Origin of the sequence: Mesorhizobium sp. M7A.F.Ca.ET.027.02.1.1 (genome assembly GCF_004022985.1) — a bacterium.
GTDB lineage: Bacteria > Pseudomonadota > Alphaproteobacteria > Rhizobiales > Rhizobiaceae > Mesorhizobium.
The window spans coordinates 1-16,569 of sequence record NZ_RZOL01000101.1 but is presented as its reverse complement, the minus strand read 5'-3'; the positions used below and the strand labels follow the sequence as shown (position 1 = coordinate 16,569).

Below are 16,569 nucleotides of genomic sequence, written 5' to 3'. Positions count from 1 at the left end.
GGAATATGGCGGCTGGCTGCGCCCGGCTCACTATGGCGGCAACGGGGACGCGGAACGTTCGATCGCGGACGAGGCGCGCCGTGCCCGCCACTCGGTCGCGCTGTTCGATGGTTCGACCCTCGGGAAGATCGAGGTGATCGGGCCGCAGGCGGCCGCGTTCGTCGATTTCCTCTACTACAACACCATGTCGACGCTGAAGCCGGGCCGCTGCCGCTATGGCTTCATGCTGTCGGAGAACGGCGTGGTCTTCGACGACGGCGTTCTGGTCCGACTGGACGAGCATCGCTTCGTCGTCTCGTGCTCGTCCTCGCATGTCACTTTGGTGCATGCGCGGCTGGAGGAATGGCGCCAGGACCGCTTCGGGCGCGGCGCCGTCTACATCCACAACGCCACATCGGACATGGCGACGCTGACAGTTTCAGGACCGAACGCCCGAAAACTGCTCGAAGCGCTGGATCTCGGTCTCTCGCTCGGCGACGCCGATCTTCCGCATATGGCGATCGGTCATGGAACCTACGCCGGCAACGAAGTCCGCATTGCCCGCGTCAGCTTCACCGGCGACAGGAGCTACGAGATTTCGATCCGGGCCGATCGCGCCGAGCCGTTATGGGCGCATCTGCGCGAGGCCGGCCAGGCGCTCGAGGCCGTCGTCATCGGACTCGAGGCGCTGATGATCCTGCGGGCCGAGAAAGGCTTTATCGTCATCGGCAAGGACACTGACGGCACCACGCTGCCGCATGATCTCGGCGTCGACGGTCCGCGCGTCAAGCGCCAGACCGAGTTCGTAGGCCGCCGCTCGCTGTTCACAGAGGAGGCCTCGCGTGACAACCGCATGCAGCTTGTCGGACTAGCGGTGCCGCAAGGCGAAGCGCCGCTGGCCACCGGTGCGCATGGCATCAAACGGATCGACGGCGGATTGCACAGCCAGGGCTTTGTCACCTCGAGCTACCAGAGCCCGACGCTTGGCCGCGCCGTGGCGCTTGGCCTGATCGAGCGCGGCGCGGCGCGTCACGGCGAAACGATCGAAATCCAGCATCTCGGCAAGATCAGCAAGGCGACAATTACCGCCCCTTGCGCCTTTGACCCGGCAGGAGACCGGCTGCATGCGTGATCTCGCGGAAAAATGGTCTGTTGCACCGGACTGGCAGAGCGCGGCCATCACCACGCCGGGCCTTGCGATACGAGCCGTCCTCGACCTCAACCAGTTGATGGTCAGCGGCGACCTCGACGCGTGGACACGGGCTTCCAGCATCGGCGGGACTGGCGTGGGTGCCTTTGGTATCGCACAGGGCGACCGCTACGCGGCGCGGCTGGCGCGCGACCGGTTGCTCGTCGTATCGAAGAGCCCGCTCGCCATCGCCACGGGCTGGCATGCAGACGGGTTCGCGGTGACGGCGATCAGCGCTGGGTTGCAAATATTCGAGGCCGAGGGCATGGCGCTCGACGCTTTCATCGCGCGTGGAACGACGCTCGATCCCGCGAAGCCAAGTGCCAGTGCAGCACTTTCCTTCGCCGGCATCAGCGCCGTCGTCTATCGTCTTGACGGCAAGCTGCGCATCCATGTCGACCGCGGCCTTGCCACTTATCTCTGGACATGGATGGAAACGGCCGCCGGCAACATCGCGACCGGATCAGCCGACTAACCGGCGACACGTCAGAGCGTGAACGACCAAAACAGGCAGGCCAGCGTCGCGGCGGCAAAGACCACGAAGAACAGGCTGCGCAGCAGCACATTGCGGCGCAGCTCGTTCATGACGAAGTGACAACCGACGATCGCCGCGGCAAACAGGAACCGCCAGTTCAGCAGCGCCCACACGGCGCTGCCCTGCCCGAACGCCCATCTGGCGACCAGACAGCCGACGATGGTCGCAAACAGCGCGATCACGGTCCAGAAAAGGGCGTCGGCGGCATGGGTCAGGACGATGCCGGCCGCCCTGATCGGCAGGATCATCATCAGCATCGCGCTGAAGAAATAGACAGCGGCAATCGGGATGAACACGCCGGCGTCGGCAATGCCGTCAAGGCGCCTGACGCCGATCGCGCCATAGGGATAGCCGTGCCTGGCCACAGCCAGGCTCAACGCCATGAGCAAGGCGGTCAGCACGGCGACCAGTGCGAAGGATGTGAGGGCTTTGCTCATGACGTTCCTGTCCCAGACGAATCAGACAGGAACGTTTTTAGCGGGCGGTCGTAAATTGCGGGTAAGCGAGGGCGCTGCCCTCGCCTGTTTCGATCGCAATCTGGTGACAAAGCCTATTCAGCGGCGATCCTGCCGGCCGAGCGGTTGGCCAGCACGAAGCCGACCTCGTCAACCGCCTGTGCCGCACGCTTCAGGATCGCCTCGGAGCGCAGCACACCGTCGGTGAAATCCTTGTCGGTGGCGTAGACGGCGGTCGGCAGCGCGAAAGCCTCGAAGAAGCCGAACAGCGGCCGCAGCTGATGCTCGACGATCAAGGCATGGCGCTCGCCACCGCCGGTCGCCGTCAACACGATGGGCTTCCCCCGCAGCGCTGCCGGATCGATCAGATCGAAGAAATGCTTGAACAGGCCGGTATAGCTGCCCTTGTAGGTCGGCGAGCCGACGACGAGCACGTCGGCGGCGAGGATTTGTTCCAGGATCGCGCGCGCCTGGCCGTCGAGATCGCGGGCCCATTTCGCCGTGCCCAGCGACGGGCCGAGATCCTCGATATCATAGGTGCTCGCCGATAGGCCGTGGCTGGCGGCGATGTCCCTGGTGACCAGGTCGACGAAGGCGCGCGTCTTTGACGGCCTGGTGATGTTGCCGGAAAAGCCGACGACTGTTGGATTTGACATGGCAGAGGGCCTCTTGGATGGTCGAAGGTTTGACGTGGCAGGCCGCCCGCCCGCCGGTGGGAATCAGCTCCAGGCGTGCAGCGGCGGATTTTCGCCGTTGAGGAAATATTTGCCGAGGATGGAATATTTCCAGCGCACCGGATCGTGCAGCGTGTGCGTGCGCGCGTTGCGCCAATGCCGGTCGAGATTGTATTCGGCCAGCGTCGAGCGGGTTCCCGCAAGTTCGAACAGCCTGTTGGTTGCGGCAATGGCGATCTCGGTCGACAGGATTTTTGCCTCGGCGGTGACGATCTGGGCATGCGCGACGGTCTCGGCGGTCGGATCGATCACTGCCCGGTCGATCGCATGACCGGCCTTTTCGAGCAGCGCCTGCGCCGCGTGCAGGCGCAGCGTCAGGTCGCCGATGGCCTGAATGGTGTAGGGATCGTCCCAGGCATTGTCGACGCCGCTGTCGATCCAGGCGCGGCTTTTGGTCCTGACGAAATCGACGGTCTCGTCGATCGCCGCCTGGGCGATGCCGGTGTCGACCGCCACCTGGATGATCTGGAAGATGGCGCCGTCGGCGGTCGGCCTGTCGTAGCCCTTGTAGCCGGGTACCAGATGGGTCTTCGGCACCTTGACGTTGTCGATGATAACGGTGCCGGACAGCGTCGTGCGCTGGCCGAAGCTCGACCAGTCGTCGATGACCGTCAGCCCGGGTGCGGCACGGTCGGCGATCGCATACCAGGCGCGGCCCTCGTCATCGAGCGCCACGATCGGCACGAGATGGGCAAGCAGCGCGCCGGACGAATAGAATTTGCGGCCGTTGACAACCACATGATCGCCGGCATCGGTGAAGCGGGTCTCAAAATCGGCGGCGCGCTTGGAGCCGAACTCGGAAAAGGCGTTGCCGAACCGCGTGCCTTTCAACGCTTCGGCAAACAGCAGCTTCTGCTGGTCCGCGTCGGACACGGTGCGAATGGCGGCGACAACACCGAGATGGTTCTGCGCAACCTGGCCGATCGAGGAATCCGCCGCCGAGATGATCTCGATTACCTTCGCCAACGTCGCATAGGACACCTCCGGCCCACCGAATGCCTTGGGTACATTGATCGACCACAGGCCGCTTTGCGAAAAGGCATCGAGTTCGGCGACCGGCCAGATCCGCTCGCGGTCGCGCTGGGAGGAGTCCTTCACGAATTCGGCGGCGAGTGCGTGGGCAATCGCAATCGCCTCGGCATCATCCTTGATGATGTGCGCTGGGGCGGTCGGCCTTGCGACTGGCGGCACGGCGGCGGAAGCCTTGTCGGTTTTGACGGTCGAAACGGTCATTTCACTGCTCCTTGGGATTTTGGCTCAGGCAACGGCGTGGAGATGGGCGGGCTTGGTGGCGGGTGACACCTGTTGCCCGGGGGTTGATTGACCGAGATAGAAGGCCCTGATGTCCTCGCGCTGGCGAAGCTCGGCGGCTGCTCCGGCGAGAACGGAAACGCCGTTCTCCAGCACCGTGGCATGGTCGGCATATCGCAGCGCCACCGCCGAGTTCTGCTCGGCGACCAGGATGGATAGGCCGGTCTCGCGGTTGAGTTTTCTCAAGCTCTGGAAGATGTCCTGGACGATGATTGGTGCGAGCCCCATCGACGGTTCGTCGAGAACCAGCAAACGCGGTCGCGACATCAGCGCCCGGCCGATGGCGGTCATCTGCTGTTCACCGCCGGAGGTCAGGCCGGACAATGTCCGGCGCTTCTCCCTGAGGCGCGGGAAATAGCCGTAGATCCGCTCGAGGTCTTGATTGATCTCGGCGCGGCTCCCGCTGCGGCCGATGCCGCCGGCGATCAGATTCTCCTCGACGGTGAGGCTTTTGAAGCAGTGGCGACCTTCCAGCACCTGAACCAGCCCGGCGCGCACCAGGTCACCCGGTTTGCGGCGCGAGACATCGGACCCTTCATAGCGGATGGTGCCGGCATTGACCTGCCCGCGTTCGGCCGGCAGCAGATTGGAGACGGCCTTCAGCGTCGTGGTCTTGCCGGCGCCATTGGCACCGAGCAATGCCAGTATCTGGCCGCGCCTGAGCTCGAAGCTGACGCCATGCAGCGCCGTGACGGCGTGGTTGTAGGTGGCATGGACCGCGTCCATGGCAAGAATGACGTCATCGTTCGGCATAGGCTGTTCTTTCACGGTTCGGAAACCGAAAGAGGCCGGGGCGCCACGGAAACTTGGTCCGCGACGCCCGGCACTGACTGATCAGTTGGTGGTCACAGCATTGGCATCGTCGGCGGTGCGCAGCTTGATGCCCTTCTCGGCGGCGTAGGCCTCGGCGGACTTCTCGATGATCGGCCGCAGCAACGCCCAGTCCGGCGCGATCCAGTCGGAGACGACGTTCCACTTCTTGCCGTCCCACTGCTGGAAGGTCACGTAGCCTTCGCCTTCATGGTTGTCCCAGCTGACATTGATCGAATGGAACAGGTCCTTGGCGCCAAGCGCCTCGACCTTGGCCGGATCGAGCTTGAGATGCTCGAAGCCCCAGCGGACCTCGTCGCCGGTCAGCGTGCGGTGGCCGAACTTCTCCTGCGCAACCCGGATCGCCTCGACATTGAGGATGCCGTTGACGATGCCGAGATTGTGGTAGACCGAGCCGATGCGCGCCTTGTCTTCAAGGTTACCCTTGCCGGCGCCATAGACCGTCTTCACGATCTCCTGCACCACCGGGTAGGAGTTGCCGGAAGCCTGCGTGGTGATGGCGGTGTAGCCCTTGGCGGCGTCGCCGGCGGGGATCACGTCCTCTTCGGAATTCGACCAGACATTGCCGACGATATGGTCGACGGGGAAGCCGACCTTGACCGCCGTCTTCAGCGCCACCGGGTTCATCACGCCCCAGCCGCGCAGGACGACGAAATCCGGCTTGGCGCGACGGATGGTCAGCCACTGCGACTGCTGCTCGTTGCCGGGATGCGGCACCTCGATCTGCTGCACGGTGAAGCCGTATTTCTGCGCCAGCAATTCATAGATCGGGATGGTTTCCTTGCCGTAGGGCGACCCATGATAGAGCACGACGATCTTCTTGCCCTTGAGCTTGTCGATGCCGCCTTCCTTGGAGGCGATGTAGTTCACGATGCCCGAGGTTTCGCTGTAAGGATTGAGTAGCAGCGGGAACACGTACGGGAAGACACGCCCGTCGGTGGAGTCGGTGCGGCCGTGGTTGACCGTGATCAGCGGCACCTTGTCGGCGGTGATGCGATCGATCATGGCATAGGCGATGCCGACCGAGAGCGGGTTCCAGGCCGCGGCACCGGCATGGCTCTTCTGCCGCTCATAGCATTCGACGCCGCGCTCGACCTCATACTGGGTCTCGCATTCGTCCCAGGTCAGCTTGACGCCGTTGACGCCGCCGTCACGGATGTTGATGAGGTTGAGATAGTCGATGAAGCCGCCGAAGAAGCCGGTGCCGCCGGCCGCGTAAGGCCCGACGCGATAGCTCTGCAGTGGAAAATACTGTTCGTCGGCGTGCGCGGCCGGTAAGGCCACCGACACGATCATCGCCGCAGACAGCGCCGCCGCCTTGATTGTGCTGAGGAAAGTCATGGTCGAGATACTCCCGGTATGGCCGTCTTGGGTTCGGCCCCTTGTTCATTTTCGGATTGGATTCATTTTCAATGCATCAGCTCAAGTCGACTGCCAGGCGAACAGGAGCCGTCTTCGGACCCTGTCCCACAGCGCCACCAGCCCGTCGGGTTCAAGGATCAGAAACAGGATGATGAGCGCGCCCAGCACGATGCGCTGGCTCATGTCGAGCAGGCCCGAGTCGAAGAGATCGCCAAGCAGGAAACCGCCGAGGCGCGACAGAGCGAGTGGAAAGACCACGATGAGGGCGGCGCCGAAAAACGCGCCGCGGATCGAAGCCAGACCACCGATGATGATGATGAACAGGATCTGGAACGACCGGTCGAGATCGAAGCCGTCCGGCTCGACGGTTCTGAGATAGGCGAAGGCCCAGATGACGCCGGCAACGCCAATGATGAAGGACGAGATGGCGAAGGCCAGAAGCTTGGTCTTCAGCACCGGAATGCCGATGATGCGGGCGGCGGTTTCATTGTCGCGGATGGCGATGAAGTTGCGCCCGGTCTGCGACGAGACCAGCCTATAGGCAAGGAAGGTCAGCACCGTGACGATGGTCAGCGCGAACAAATAGCGGCCGATGGCGCCGTCGAGCGCGAAACCTGAAATCGACAGTCTCGGCGCGTCGATGACGCCGGACGCCGAGTTGTTGGAAAACCAGCTGAACTTGGTCAGCGCCCATTGCACGAAGAACTGCGCGGCAAGGGTCGAAACCGCGAGATAAAAACCCTTCAGGCGCAGGCTCGGCAGGCCGAAAACGACGCCTATCGCGGCCGCCACTATGCCGGCCAGGAAGATGCTGCCGACCAGCGGCAGGCCTTCGACACGCAGGTTGAAATTATAGGCGGCAAAGGCGCCGGCCGCCATGAAAGCAGCACTGCCAAGCGACACCTGGCCGGCATAGCCGGTCAGGATGTTCAAGCCCACGCCCGCAAGGCTGAGCGCCAGGAAAGGCAGCAGGATGGCCTCGAACAGATAGCTTGAGCCGATCAGCGGCACGACGCCGTAAGCGAAAGCGAGCAAAAGCACGGGCACGACCCATTTCGGCAGCACCGGCGCGGCGGCGAAATCGCTTGTTATCGCGGTCATCGTTCAGATCCTCTCGACGAGCTTCTGGCCGAACAGGCCGGAAGGGCGGATCAGCAGGAAGACGAGCGCGACGACATAAGCGAACCAGCTCTCGATGCCGCCGCCGAAATAGTCGCCGATATAGACCTCGGCGAGCTTCTCGCTGGCGCCGATCAAAAGGCCGCCGACGATGGCGCCGAGGATGGAATCGAAACCGCCGAGCACCAGCACCGGCAGCGCCTTGAGCACCACCAGCGACAGCGAGAACTGCACGCCGAGGCGTGCGCCCCACAGCAGTCCCGCCACCAGCGCGATGAGGCCGGCAGCAGCCCAGACGGTGGCCCAAATCAAGGGCAGCCTGAGGCCGACCGCGAGAGCGGCGAACTGGTCATCCGCGACCGCGCGGAACGAGAGGCCGATGCGGGTGTAGCGGAAGAACAGCGACAGCAGGAGAACCAGGCCGGCGGCAACCACGGCGGCGAAGATGTCGAACTGGCTGATCAGCACGCCGCCTATTTCCAGCGGCACGTCCTCGATGCCGAGGTCGAGGCCGTGGACCTGCGTGCCCCAGATCAGCTGGGCGGCGCCCTCGATGATGTAGGACAGGCCAAGCGTTGCCATGAACAGCGTGATCGGCGGCTTGTTGGTCAGCGGCCGCAGCACCGTACGCTCGATGGCGACACCCATCGCCACCATGATGGCGAAGGTGATCACCAGCGCCAGCGCGAAGGGAACGCCGCGCTCGACAAGGCTGACGAAGGTGAGTGCGGCGAACAGCAGCATCGCGCCTTGCGCGAAATTGAGCACGCCCGAGGTCTTGTAGATCAGCACGAAGCCGATCGCGACAAGCGAATACATGACGCCTGAGAGCAGCCCTCCGACGAGCACTTCGATGAAGAACTGGTAGTCGAAACCGGCGATCATATGCCTGCCCCGTCTTCATTGTCCGAGGCGACGCCGAGATAGGCATCGATGACGCGCTGGTCGTTCCTGACCTCATCGGGCGTGGCGTCGGCGATCTTGCGGCCGTAGTCGAGAACGGCGATGCGATCGGACAGACCCATGACGACGCCGACATCGTGCTCGATCAACACCACGGTGGTGGCGAAACGATCGCGCGCGGCACGGACGAAAGCCGCCATCTCGCTCTTTTCGCTCGCTGTCATGCCGGCCATCGGCTCGTCGAGCAAAAGCAGGCGCGGCTCGGCCACCAGAGCGCGGGCCAATTCGACACGCTTCTGCAGCCCATAAGGCAAGGTGCCGACAAGACGGTCGCGAATGGCGGTGAGATGGAGGAATTCGAGGACCTGTTCGGCACGGCTGCGTGAATCGCGCTGCTCGCCACGCGAGCGGCCGATGCCGAGCACCTGGCCGGCAAAGTTGGAGCGAACCTTGTAGGCAAGGCCAGAGGCGACATTGTCGAGGACGCTGAGGCCCTTGAACAGTGCAAGGTTCTGGAAGGTTCTGGCGACGCCGAGATGGGCCAGCCGCTGCGTCGGGACCTGGGCATAGAAGGTACCGTCGAGCTGGACATGACCGCGATCCGGCCTGTAGACGCCGCTGATGACGTTGATCAGCGAGCTCTTGCCGGCGCCGTTAGGGCCGATGATGGCGCGGATCTCGCCTGGTAGAACCGACAGGTCGATATCGGCCAGTGCCACGACGCCGCCAAAGGACAGGCTGATGCCCTGAAGCGAAAGCAATGCTGAGGCAGCGCCGGCAACGGCCCCTGCCGGCTTGGCGACATCTTCGAACGACTGCTCCGGCCGTGGGCTTGACGGCAGGCCGCGCGCAAAGACCTCCGGTGCATAGGCGGAAGCCTCCATCACTCCGAGCGTATAAGTGGGCAGAGGCATTCCAATTGTCCTCGATGGCTCGAGCGCGCCGGGTAGCTTCCATGCGTGTGCTGGCCGGAATCTCTCCGGCCAACCTGTGCGGGTGACTATTCCGCCGCCAGCGACGCCGCTGCCTCGGCGTCTTCCAGTTCGCGAACGAGCGGGATGACATGCTTGCCGAAATACTCGACCTCTTCCTGGAAGTGCAGGAAACCGAGCAGGATGAGATCCGCACCCGCGCGCTTCAGGTCGACGACGCGTTGAGCAACCTGCCTGGGAGTGCCGATCAGGTTGGAGCGGAAGCCGTCATTGTACTGGACCAGGTCGTCGAAGGACGATTTCGCCCAATTGCCCTCACCTTCCGGCGAGGCCTTACCGGCGTTCTTGACCTCATGGCCGAAAGCATTGACCGCTTCGGGATTGGCCTTGGCGATGATTTCGGCGAGCACCGTCCTGGCCTCCTCCTCGGTCTCGCGAACGACAGCGAAAGCGTTGACGCCGACCTTGACGGAATGGTTGTTGGCCTTCGCCTTGGCCCTGAGGTCGTCGACCTGCTTGGCGATTTCGGCCGGCGTGTTGCCGTTGGTGAAGTACCAGTCCGAGACGCGCGATGCCATGTCGCGCGCGGCGCGCGACGAGCCGCCCTGGAAGATTTCGGGCAGCGGCTGCGGCGGCTTCGGTTTCAGCGAATATTCGTTGAAGCGGTAGAAATCACCACGGAAGGTGAAGCTGTCTTCAGTCCATATTCCGCGCAGCGCACGGATGAATTCTTCCGAGCGGCGGTAGCGCTCGTCATGGTCGAGCCAATGCTCGCCAATGGCGTGGAACTCGCCGCGGAACCAGCCGGAGACAAGGTTGATCGCGACGCGGCCGTTGGTCAGGTAGCTGATGGTGGCGATCTGCTTGGCCGCCAGCGCCGGGTTCCATGGTCCGGGCAGGATCGCCGCGATGACCTTGAGCGTGGTGGTTGCCGCCAGCAGATCATGGCTGAACGCCACCGATTCATGCTGTTCGTCGGCGCCGTAGCCAGCGGTGAAACGGATCTGGCTGAGCGCGTAGTCGAAGCCGGACCTCTCGGCGATCTGCGCCAGCTTGCGGTTATACTCGGCCGAATGGTTGGTGCGCTGCTCGATGTTGGAGATCACCAGGCCGCCCGAAACATTCGGCACCCAGTAGGCAAACTTGATCGCGTCGGTCTCTGCGTGTGCCATGAAATGTCTCCCATTCAGGCCGTGTCATTGATCGATCCGGCCGCAACCGGACTTCGCCGATATTTATTATGTTTATAGAATATATATACAAAGAAGGATTTTCCGTTTTTGGGGCTCTCTTGGGACGGAAATACCAATTTTCGCTGCCGAACCCGGCCTGCAGATGTCAGCCCGCAAGAGGGCCATGCGCGGCATGGGCGCCGATCGCCTGCGCTGACGGTAGCGTAACCAGCAGCTTGGCAATTTCCCCCGCGACCGCCTGGGCATGGCGTGCAACTTCCGGCAGACCCATGAGCTCGCCGAAAGTGCCTCGTGCCAGCGGGCCGGCGACCAGGAGTGTCGCAACCGCCTCACCGTCCGAGCCGATTGCGCGGCTGTCGAGACTTGTCTCGATGCCAAGTCCATATTGGTCCGTCCTGATCAAGCCGGCTTCCGCCAGCGAGCTTAGCGCCGGGTTCAGCTGTAATGCCTGCCCATGAGCCGGACCCGTAGTGTTGATGACGGCATCGAAGCGCGTCGTCTCGATCCGTGTCTGCCCGCGTCGTTGGAAGCTGACAGCCAGGCTGCCGTCCTCATCGTTCGACGCGACAAGCCTGGCGGCAATGGTGTCGAATGTGCCGGCCGCATGACGCCGGTCGAGCACCGCCGCCACCTGCGGAGCGATCCTGAAGCGATGCACGTCCCAGAACACGCGCAGCCGGCGGACCAGCCTTGCCCGCTCCGGCGGGGCAAGTGCGGCCCACAGCACCGGCCCCTGCAGGCGCAGTTGGTCGAAGACCGCCTGCCAGTTGACATTGGCCGCTCTCGCAGCTGTCAGCGTCGCGCGAATGGCCCTGAGCAGGCCGAGCGCCGTCGTGGCCGGCGCGGATGCAAAATCGCCAAAAGGCTCGCCCCTGACATCGGGGTGTCCGCGCGAGCGTAAGCCGCGGCGCGACAGCGCGAGGATGCGGCCGCGATGGCCACGACGGTCGAGTTCGGTGACCATGTCGGCAGAGGTCAGCCCGGAGCCGACGATCAGCACCGACGCCTCCGGACCAATCGCGGCAAGCGCCGCTGGTGCATACGGGTCGGCGATGAAACCCGGTGCTTCCGTCAGATGGATCAGCGCGGCTGGAATCGCGGGCTGTGGGTGCGTCGCTGCCAGGACGACGATATCGGCAGCGACCAACCCACTGGACGTATGCACGGTCCAGCCCGCGCCACTGGCATCGCGCGTCACGCGTATGGCGGAACCTTGAACATGATGAACAAGGCCGGAACCGAGATACGGCGCCAGATGCTCGGCGACATAGCGGCCGAACACGCGCCGGCGCGGAAAAGCGTCGCCGTTCTTCCAGATGGCATCCGGGTCGTGTTCGAGTTTTCCGCTGCCAGTCAACCAGCGTGCAAAATGCTGCGGGTCGTCGGGAGCCATGCTCATCCTGACTGCGGGGACATTGACCCGGTGCGACGGTTCCTCGCTGGAATAGGCAAGGCCGCCGCCGAGCGCTGGTCGCGGCTCGATGACGGAAATCGACAGGCGCTCCGATTGAGGTGCTCGCGCCAGGTGCCACGCCACCGCCGCGCCGGAAAAGCCGCCGCCAATAATGGCGACGCGCAACCGCGAGGACGCAGGAAGCAAGTTCACGAGGCGCTGGCGAGCGACTTCGGCCGGTGGTCGCCGGCGATGGTTTCGCCGAACGGACCGGTGTTGACGGAAGAGCCGGCTGCCTTGACCAGATGGTCGGTCGGCAGTTTCGGCAGCACCAGCTCACCGAAGCGATAGGCTTCTTCGAGATGCGGATAGCCGGAAAGGATAAAGGTATCGATGCCGAGGCGCCGGTACTCGTCGATGCGCTCGGCGATCGTGTCGGGATCGCCGACAAGTGCGGTCCCTGCGCCGCCGCGCACCAGGCCGACGCCGGCCCACAGATTGGGCGCGATCTCGAGCTTAGCGCGATTGCCGCCATGCAGTGCGCTCATCCGCGCCTGGCCGACCGAATCCATGCGGGCAAAGACTTTTTGAGCCGAGGCGATCGTCGCGTCGTCGAGCCGGCTGATCAGCCTGTCGGCAGCGGCCCAGGCCTCCTCGGTGGTTTCGCGCGCGATGACATGCAGCCTAATGCCGAAGGAGAGCTTGCGGCCGGCCTTCTGCGCCAGTTCACGCATGCCGTCCAGCTTGCGCTCGACATCGGCTGGCGGCTCTCCCCAGGTCAAATATTTGTCGATCTCCTGCGCCGCCACCACGGACCCAGCGTCGGACGAGCCGCCGAAGTAGAGCGGGGGATAGGGTGTCTGCATCGGCGGAAACAGCAGCCTTCCATCCTCGATGCGGAAATGCTTGCCCTCATGTTCGACCGTCTCGCCGCTCAGCACCCGCTTGTAGATCCGAAGGAATTCCTGCGTCACCTCGTAGCGCTCGGCATGCGACAGGAAAATGCCGTCGCCCTTGTTCTCCAGCGGATCGCCGCCGGTGACGACGTTGATCAGCAGGCGGCCATTGGAGATGCGATCCAGCGTCGCAGTCATGCGCGCGGTCAGCGTTGGCGACTGCAAACCGGGCCGCACGGCGACAAGGAAACGCAAGCGTTCGGTCATCGGCACAAGAGCCGATGCGATCACCCAGGAATCCTCGCACGAGCGGCCGGTCGGCAACAGCACGCCATAGTAGCCGAGCGTGTCGGCCGCCTTCGCCACTTGAGTCAGATACGGCAGATCGACCGATCTGCCGCCCTCGGCCGTGCCAAGATAACGGCTGTCGCCATGCGTCGGCAGAAACCAGAGCACCTTGATGCGGTCTGGCACGACCCGGCTCATGGCCTCTCTCCCGCTGCCTGACGAAGGCGGCCGGATATGCCTGCTTTGGTGAGTAGCTGATGCGAAAGAGTGGGCATGGCGTGGTCCTGTCCGGGTGGAAACCAGATCGCCAGTGCAGATTGCTTATTCCACAAACTCTGTAGAGTTAGTTTATTCCAATTCTGCCGCCGCTATTAGAATTTCTCTCTCTGGAAGAAAAGGAGGCCGGCCCGAATACACCGGGCCGGCCTCCTCGTATCAGAACGCTGGTTCGACCGCGTTGACGTTGTCCTTGGTGACGACGGTCAGCGGGATGGGCAGCCGGTCCTTGACCTGCTTGCCGTCGATGATCTCGGCCATCGTGTTGACCGCCAGGCGGCCATCCTCGACGGGGGACTGGACGATGGTCGAGTACATTTCATTGGTGCGGATCGATTCGAACGCATCCTTCTGGCCATTGATGCCGACGATCGGCGGTGCGGCCTTGGAGGGGTTGGCCTCCTTCCATGCGTCGATGAAGCCGCGGGCCATCGTGTCGTCATTGGCGTAGACGCCGCTGATCTGGTCGCCGAAGCGTGTGATCAGATCGCGGCTGACCACCAGCGCCTTTTGCTGGTCGAAGTCGGCGTTGACCGTGTCGAGCACCTTGATGTCTGCATTGGTTTCCTTGAGACGGTCGGTGAAGCCGCTGACGCGTCCGATCGTGGTGCCGTTGCCGGCCTGGCCGGCGATGATGACGACGGAGCCCTTGCCGCCGAGCGCCTTGCTCAGCGAGTCCGCCGCCAGCTTGCCTTCCTCGTAGACGTCAGGCCCGGTGAACGACTTGATGAACGGCTTGGCATCGTCGCTCATCGGTGAATTGATGAGGATCGCCGGAATGTTCGCCTGCTGCGCGCGCGCCAGCCCCGGTATGTATGCCTGCGGGTCGAGCGGCCACAGGATGATGCCGTCGACCTTGCGCGCAACGCAGGTGTTGAGCTGCTCGGTGCCTTTCTGGACATCAAAATCCTGGCTGAGGCTCAGGATCTCGATGCCGAGTTCCGCGGCGCGCGCCTGAAGCGCCTTGTTGGCCGGCGTCGCGTAGGCATGCGAATCCGCTGCCGTCACGTAGCAGACCGTCTTGGCGCTGGCCCAGCCCGTCGATGCCAGCACAGCCGCCAGGGCGGCGACGTGAAGCATGCTTTTCTTGCCAATCATGTGTTTCCTCCCAATCATGTGGTTCCTCCTTGAGTGATTGGATTGTCGCGAACGAGCGCCGGGCGCGTGCCCGGAGCCCTCCCCTTGGTGGTAACGGCCCGATCGAGCACGACGAGCAGGATCAGGATAAGCCCGGACACGACCTGCTGGACGTATGCGGGAACGGACTGGAACTCCAGCGCGATGGTCAGCGAGCCGATCGTCAGCACGCCGCCGAGCGTACCGAGCGCGGATCCCCTGCCGCCTTCGAGACGAGTCCCGCCGACAACGACCGCGGCAATGACGGCAACCGTCAGTTCCGAGCCGAAGACAGGCGAGCCGGTGTTGGTGACGAGGCTCTGGAGAACCCCCGCCAGGCCGGCAAGCGTGCCGGCAAAGACAAAGCCGAGAAAAACGATACGGTCCGAGGCGATACCGCTTTCCTTGGCAGCCGCCGGGTTGGATCCCACCGCAAAGACGTTGCGCCCAGGTATGGTGCGCGTCAGCCAGAAATGCAGCAGCACGATCAGGGCGATGAACAGCGCGCTGCGGAGGGTGAAGACATCGAGATAGATCTTGGCCAGCGCCAGGGAGAGCATGATGTCGGTTCCGGTCACCGGCTGGCTGTTGGTGATCCAGTGCGCGAGCGAGCGGAAGATGAGCATCGTCGCGAGCGTCAGCACGAGCGAATTCACCTTCAGGCCGACGACCAGCATGCCGTTGACGGCGCCTGCCAGGGTACCGACCAGGATGCCGACGATCCCGGCAGGCAGGATGCCGATCTCTCGCTGCAGGATGACCGATACGATGCCGGCCAGGGCAAACACCGCGCCACCGGAGAGGTCGATCTGGCCCGATATCAAAAGCACCGTCAGGCCGATCGCGATCAGGCCGATTGTCGCCGCCCGGTCGAGGCCGAGGCCGAGGGTCGATGCCGAGAGGTAGCCGGGGACCACCAGCGCGGAAATGACGAGCGTCAGACCGAGAATGACGATGACGCGATACTGCGAGACAAGCGAAAGAAAACGCATCACGACACGCCCCGCTTGCGCAGCGCCGCATCCATGCCAACGGCGCCGACGATCAGGATGCCGAGCACGAAACCCTGGATCGGCGTGCGCACACCGTCGAGCACCATGACGTTGGTCAGCAGTTGCACGAAGATGAGGCCGGCGATGGCCCGTGGCACCGATCCGAAGCCGCCGACGATCGACACGCCGCCGACCACCACCGCCGTGATGGCACTGAATTCGTAGCCGCCGCCGATGAGCGGCCGCGCGCTCTGCAGCGTCAGCCCGAGCAGGCCGCCGCTGATGCCGGAAGCGAGTGCTGTGATCACGAAGGCGCCAGCCTTCACGGCCTGCACCGGAACCGCACTTGCCTCGGCGGCGCTGTAATTGCCGCCGGTGGCAAGCGTCCATCTGCCCCAGAAGGAGCGGGACAGCACGAAATGGCCGACAAGGGCGATGACCAGGAAGATCAGCACCACGACCGGAATGCCGAACAGCCGGCCCTTGGCGAACTCGGCGGAAGCGGGATTGCTGCCATAGACGATGACGCCGCCGACAGCCGCCTGGACGATGCCCAGTCCGATCGTGCCGATGCCGAGCGTGGCGATGATGGGGTTGATGCCGACATAGCCGACCAAGACGCCGTTGAGCAGGCCTATGAGGCCGGCAAGGCCGACGGCCAGGACGAATGCGGGCAGCGGCCCGATCATCGGCTGCAGCCCGAGCGACAGGATGGCGCCGCAGGCGATGGTGGCCGGCACCGAGAGGTCGGCCAGGCCGCCGACCACGAGCACGAAGGTCATGCCGACGACGACGATGCCGACGATGGACATCGAGGTCAGGACGTTGAGCAAATTGCCTGATGTGAAGAAGGCGGGGCTGACGAAGGAGCCGTAGAGCATCACGGCGAGGATAGCGAAGGCGAGCCCCGCCTTCGACAGGACATCGACAAGCCTGCTGCCGCGCGTAAAGCGGTCATTGCGGTTCACACCGCCGATCTCCATGGCCGCTTCGGTCACGCCATCTCCTCCCCCGTGGCCAGCGCCATGATGCGCTCCTCGCTCAATTCGCTGCGCAGGAGAGGCT

At 63.9% G+C, this 16,569-nt stretch carries 16 protein-coding genes; 2 read left to right on the top strand and 14 right to left on the bottom strand.

Features of this window, described 5'->3' with window-relative positions:
- The coding region (locus EN749_RS13825; protein ID WP_245491383.1) for an aminomethyltransferase family protein at positions 1-1,111 on the top strand (1,111 nt) is incomplete at its 5' end.
- Positions 1,104-1,643: a hypothetical protein gene (locus tag EN749_RS13820; protein ID WP_127395877.1), complete on the top strand. Its 540-nt coding sequence runs from the start codon at positions 1,104-1,106 to the stop codon at positions 1,641-1,643. The genes EN749_RS13825 and EN749_RS13820, both read left to right, overlap by 8 nt.
- A gap of 11 nt (positions 1,644-1,654) precedes the next feature.
- Here EN749_RS13820 and EN749_RS13815 read toward each other — a convergent pair whose 3' ends face one another.
- The 14 genes from EN749_RS13815 to EN749_RS13750 form a co-directional block, all read right to left on the bottom strand.
- A complete protein-coding gene (locus EN749_RS13815) occupies positions 1,655-2,140 on the bottom strand; it encodes a hypothetical protein (RefSeq protein WP_023811545.1) in 486 nt (161 codons plus the stop codon).
- Positions 2,141-2,253: 113 nt separating this feature from the next.
- On the bottom strand, positions 2,254-2,814 hold the full coding sequence (gene msuE / locus EN749_RS13810) for an FMN reductase (protein WP_127256266.1): 561 nt from the start codon (positions 2,812-2,814) through the stop codon (positions 2,254-2,256).
- 63 nt (positions 2,815-2,877) lie between these two features.
- Complete coding sequence (locus tag EN749_RS13805; protein WP_127395876.1) at positions 2,878-4,125, bottom strand: SfnB family sulfur acquisition oxidoreductase; 1,248 nt, start codon at positions 4,123-4,125, stop codon at positions 2,878-2,880.
- A gap of 24 nt (positions 4,126-4,149) precedes the next feature.
- Positions 4,150-4,956: an ABC transporter ATP-binding protein gene (locus EN749_RS13800; protein WP_128363338.1), complete on the bottom strand. Its 807-nt coding sequence runs from the start codon at positions 4,954-4,956 to the stop codon at positions 4,150-4,152.
- A gap of 81 nt (positions 4,957-5,037) precedes the next feature.
- On the bottom strand, positions 5,038-6,375 hold the full coding sequence (locus EN749_RS13795) for an ABC transporter substrate-binding protein (protein ID WP_127395875.1): 1,338 nt from the start codon (positions 6,373-6,375) through the stop codon (positions 5,038-5,040).
- An 81-nt stretch (positions 6,376-6,456) separates the two neighbouring features.
- A complete protein-coding gene (locus tag EN749_RS13790; protein ID WP_128363337.1) occupies positions 6,457-7,497 on the bottom strand; it encodes a branched-chain amino acid ABC transporter permease in 1,041 nt (346 codons plus the stop codon).
- Positions 7,498-7,500: 3 nt separating this feature from the next.
- Complete coding sequence (locus EN749_RS13785) at positions 7,501-8,400, bottom strand: branched-chain amino acid ABC transporter permease (protein ID WP_128363336.1); 900 nt, start codon at positions 8,398-8,400, stop codon at positions 7,501-7,503.
- Positions 8,397-9,332: an ABC transporter ATP-binding protein gene (locus tag EN749_RS13780; protein WP_128363335.1), complete on the bottom strand. Its 936-nt coding sequence runs from the start codon at positions 9,330-9,332 to the stop codon at positions 8,397-8,399. Before EN749_RS13780 ends, EN749_RS13785 begins: the two co-directional genes overlap by 4 nt.
- 86 nt (positions 9,333-9,418) lie before the next feature.
- Positions 9,419-10,522, bottom strand: coding sequence for a dimethylsulfone monooxygenase SfnG (sfnG, locus tag EN749_RS13775; protein ID WP_128363334.1), 1,104 nt, complete (start codon positions 10,520-10,522; stop codon positions 9,419-9,421).
- Between the two features lie 166 nt (positions 10,523-10,688).
- The gene (locus tag EN749_RS13770; RefSeq protein WP_128363333.1) at positions 10,689-12,149 is read right to left on the bottom strand and encodes an FAD/NAD(P)-binding protein; all 1,461 of its coding nucleotides are present in this window, start codon (positions 12,147-12,149) and stop codon (positions 10,689-10,691) included.
- A complete protein-coding gene (ssuD, locus tag EN749_RS13765) occupies positions 12,146-13,318 on the bottom strand; it encodes an FMNH2-dependent alkanesulfonate monooxygenase (RefSeq protein ID WP_128363332.1) in 1,173 nt (390 codons plus the stop codon). Before ssuD ends, EN749_RS13770 begins: the two co-directional genes overlap by 4 nt.
- 237 nt (positions 13,319-13,555) lie before the next feature.
- Positions 13,556-14,494, bottom strand: a complete 939-nt coding sequence (locus EN749_RS13760; protein WP_128363331.1) for a sugar ABC transporter substrate-binding protein — start codon at positions 14,492-14,494, stop codon at positions 13,556-13,558.
- A gap of 14 nt (positions 14,495-14,508) precedes the next feature.
- Complete coding sequence (locus EN749_RS13755; RefSeq protein WP_128363330.1) at positions 14,509-15,504, bottom strand: ABC transporter permease; 996 nt, start codon at positions 15,502-15,504, stop codon at positions 14,509-14,511.
- Complete coding sequence (locus EN749_RS13750; RefSeq protein WP_245273225.1) at positions 15,504-16,502, bottom strand: ABC transporter permease; 999 nt, start codon at positions 16,500-16,502, stop codon at positions 15,504-15,506. Before EN749_RS13750 ends, EN749_RS13755 begins: the two co-directional genes overlap by 1 nt.
- Between the last annotated feature and the right edge of the window lie 67 nt (positions 16,503-16,569).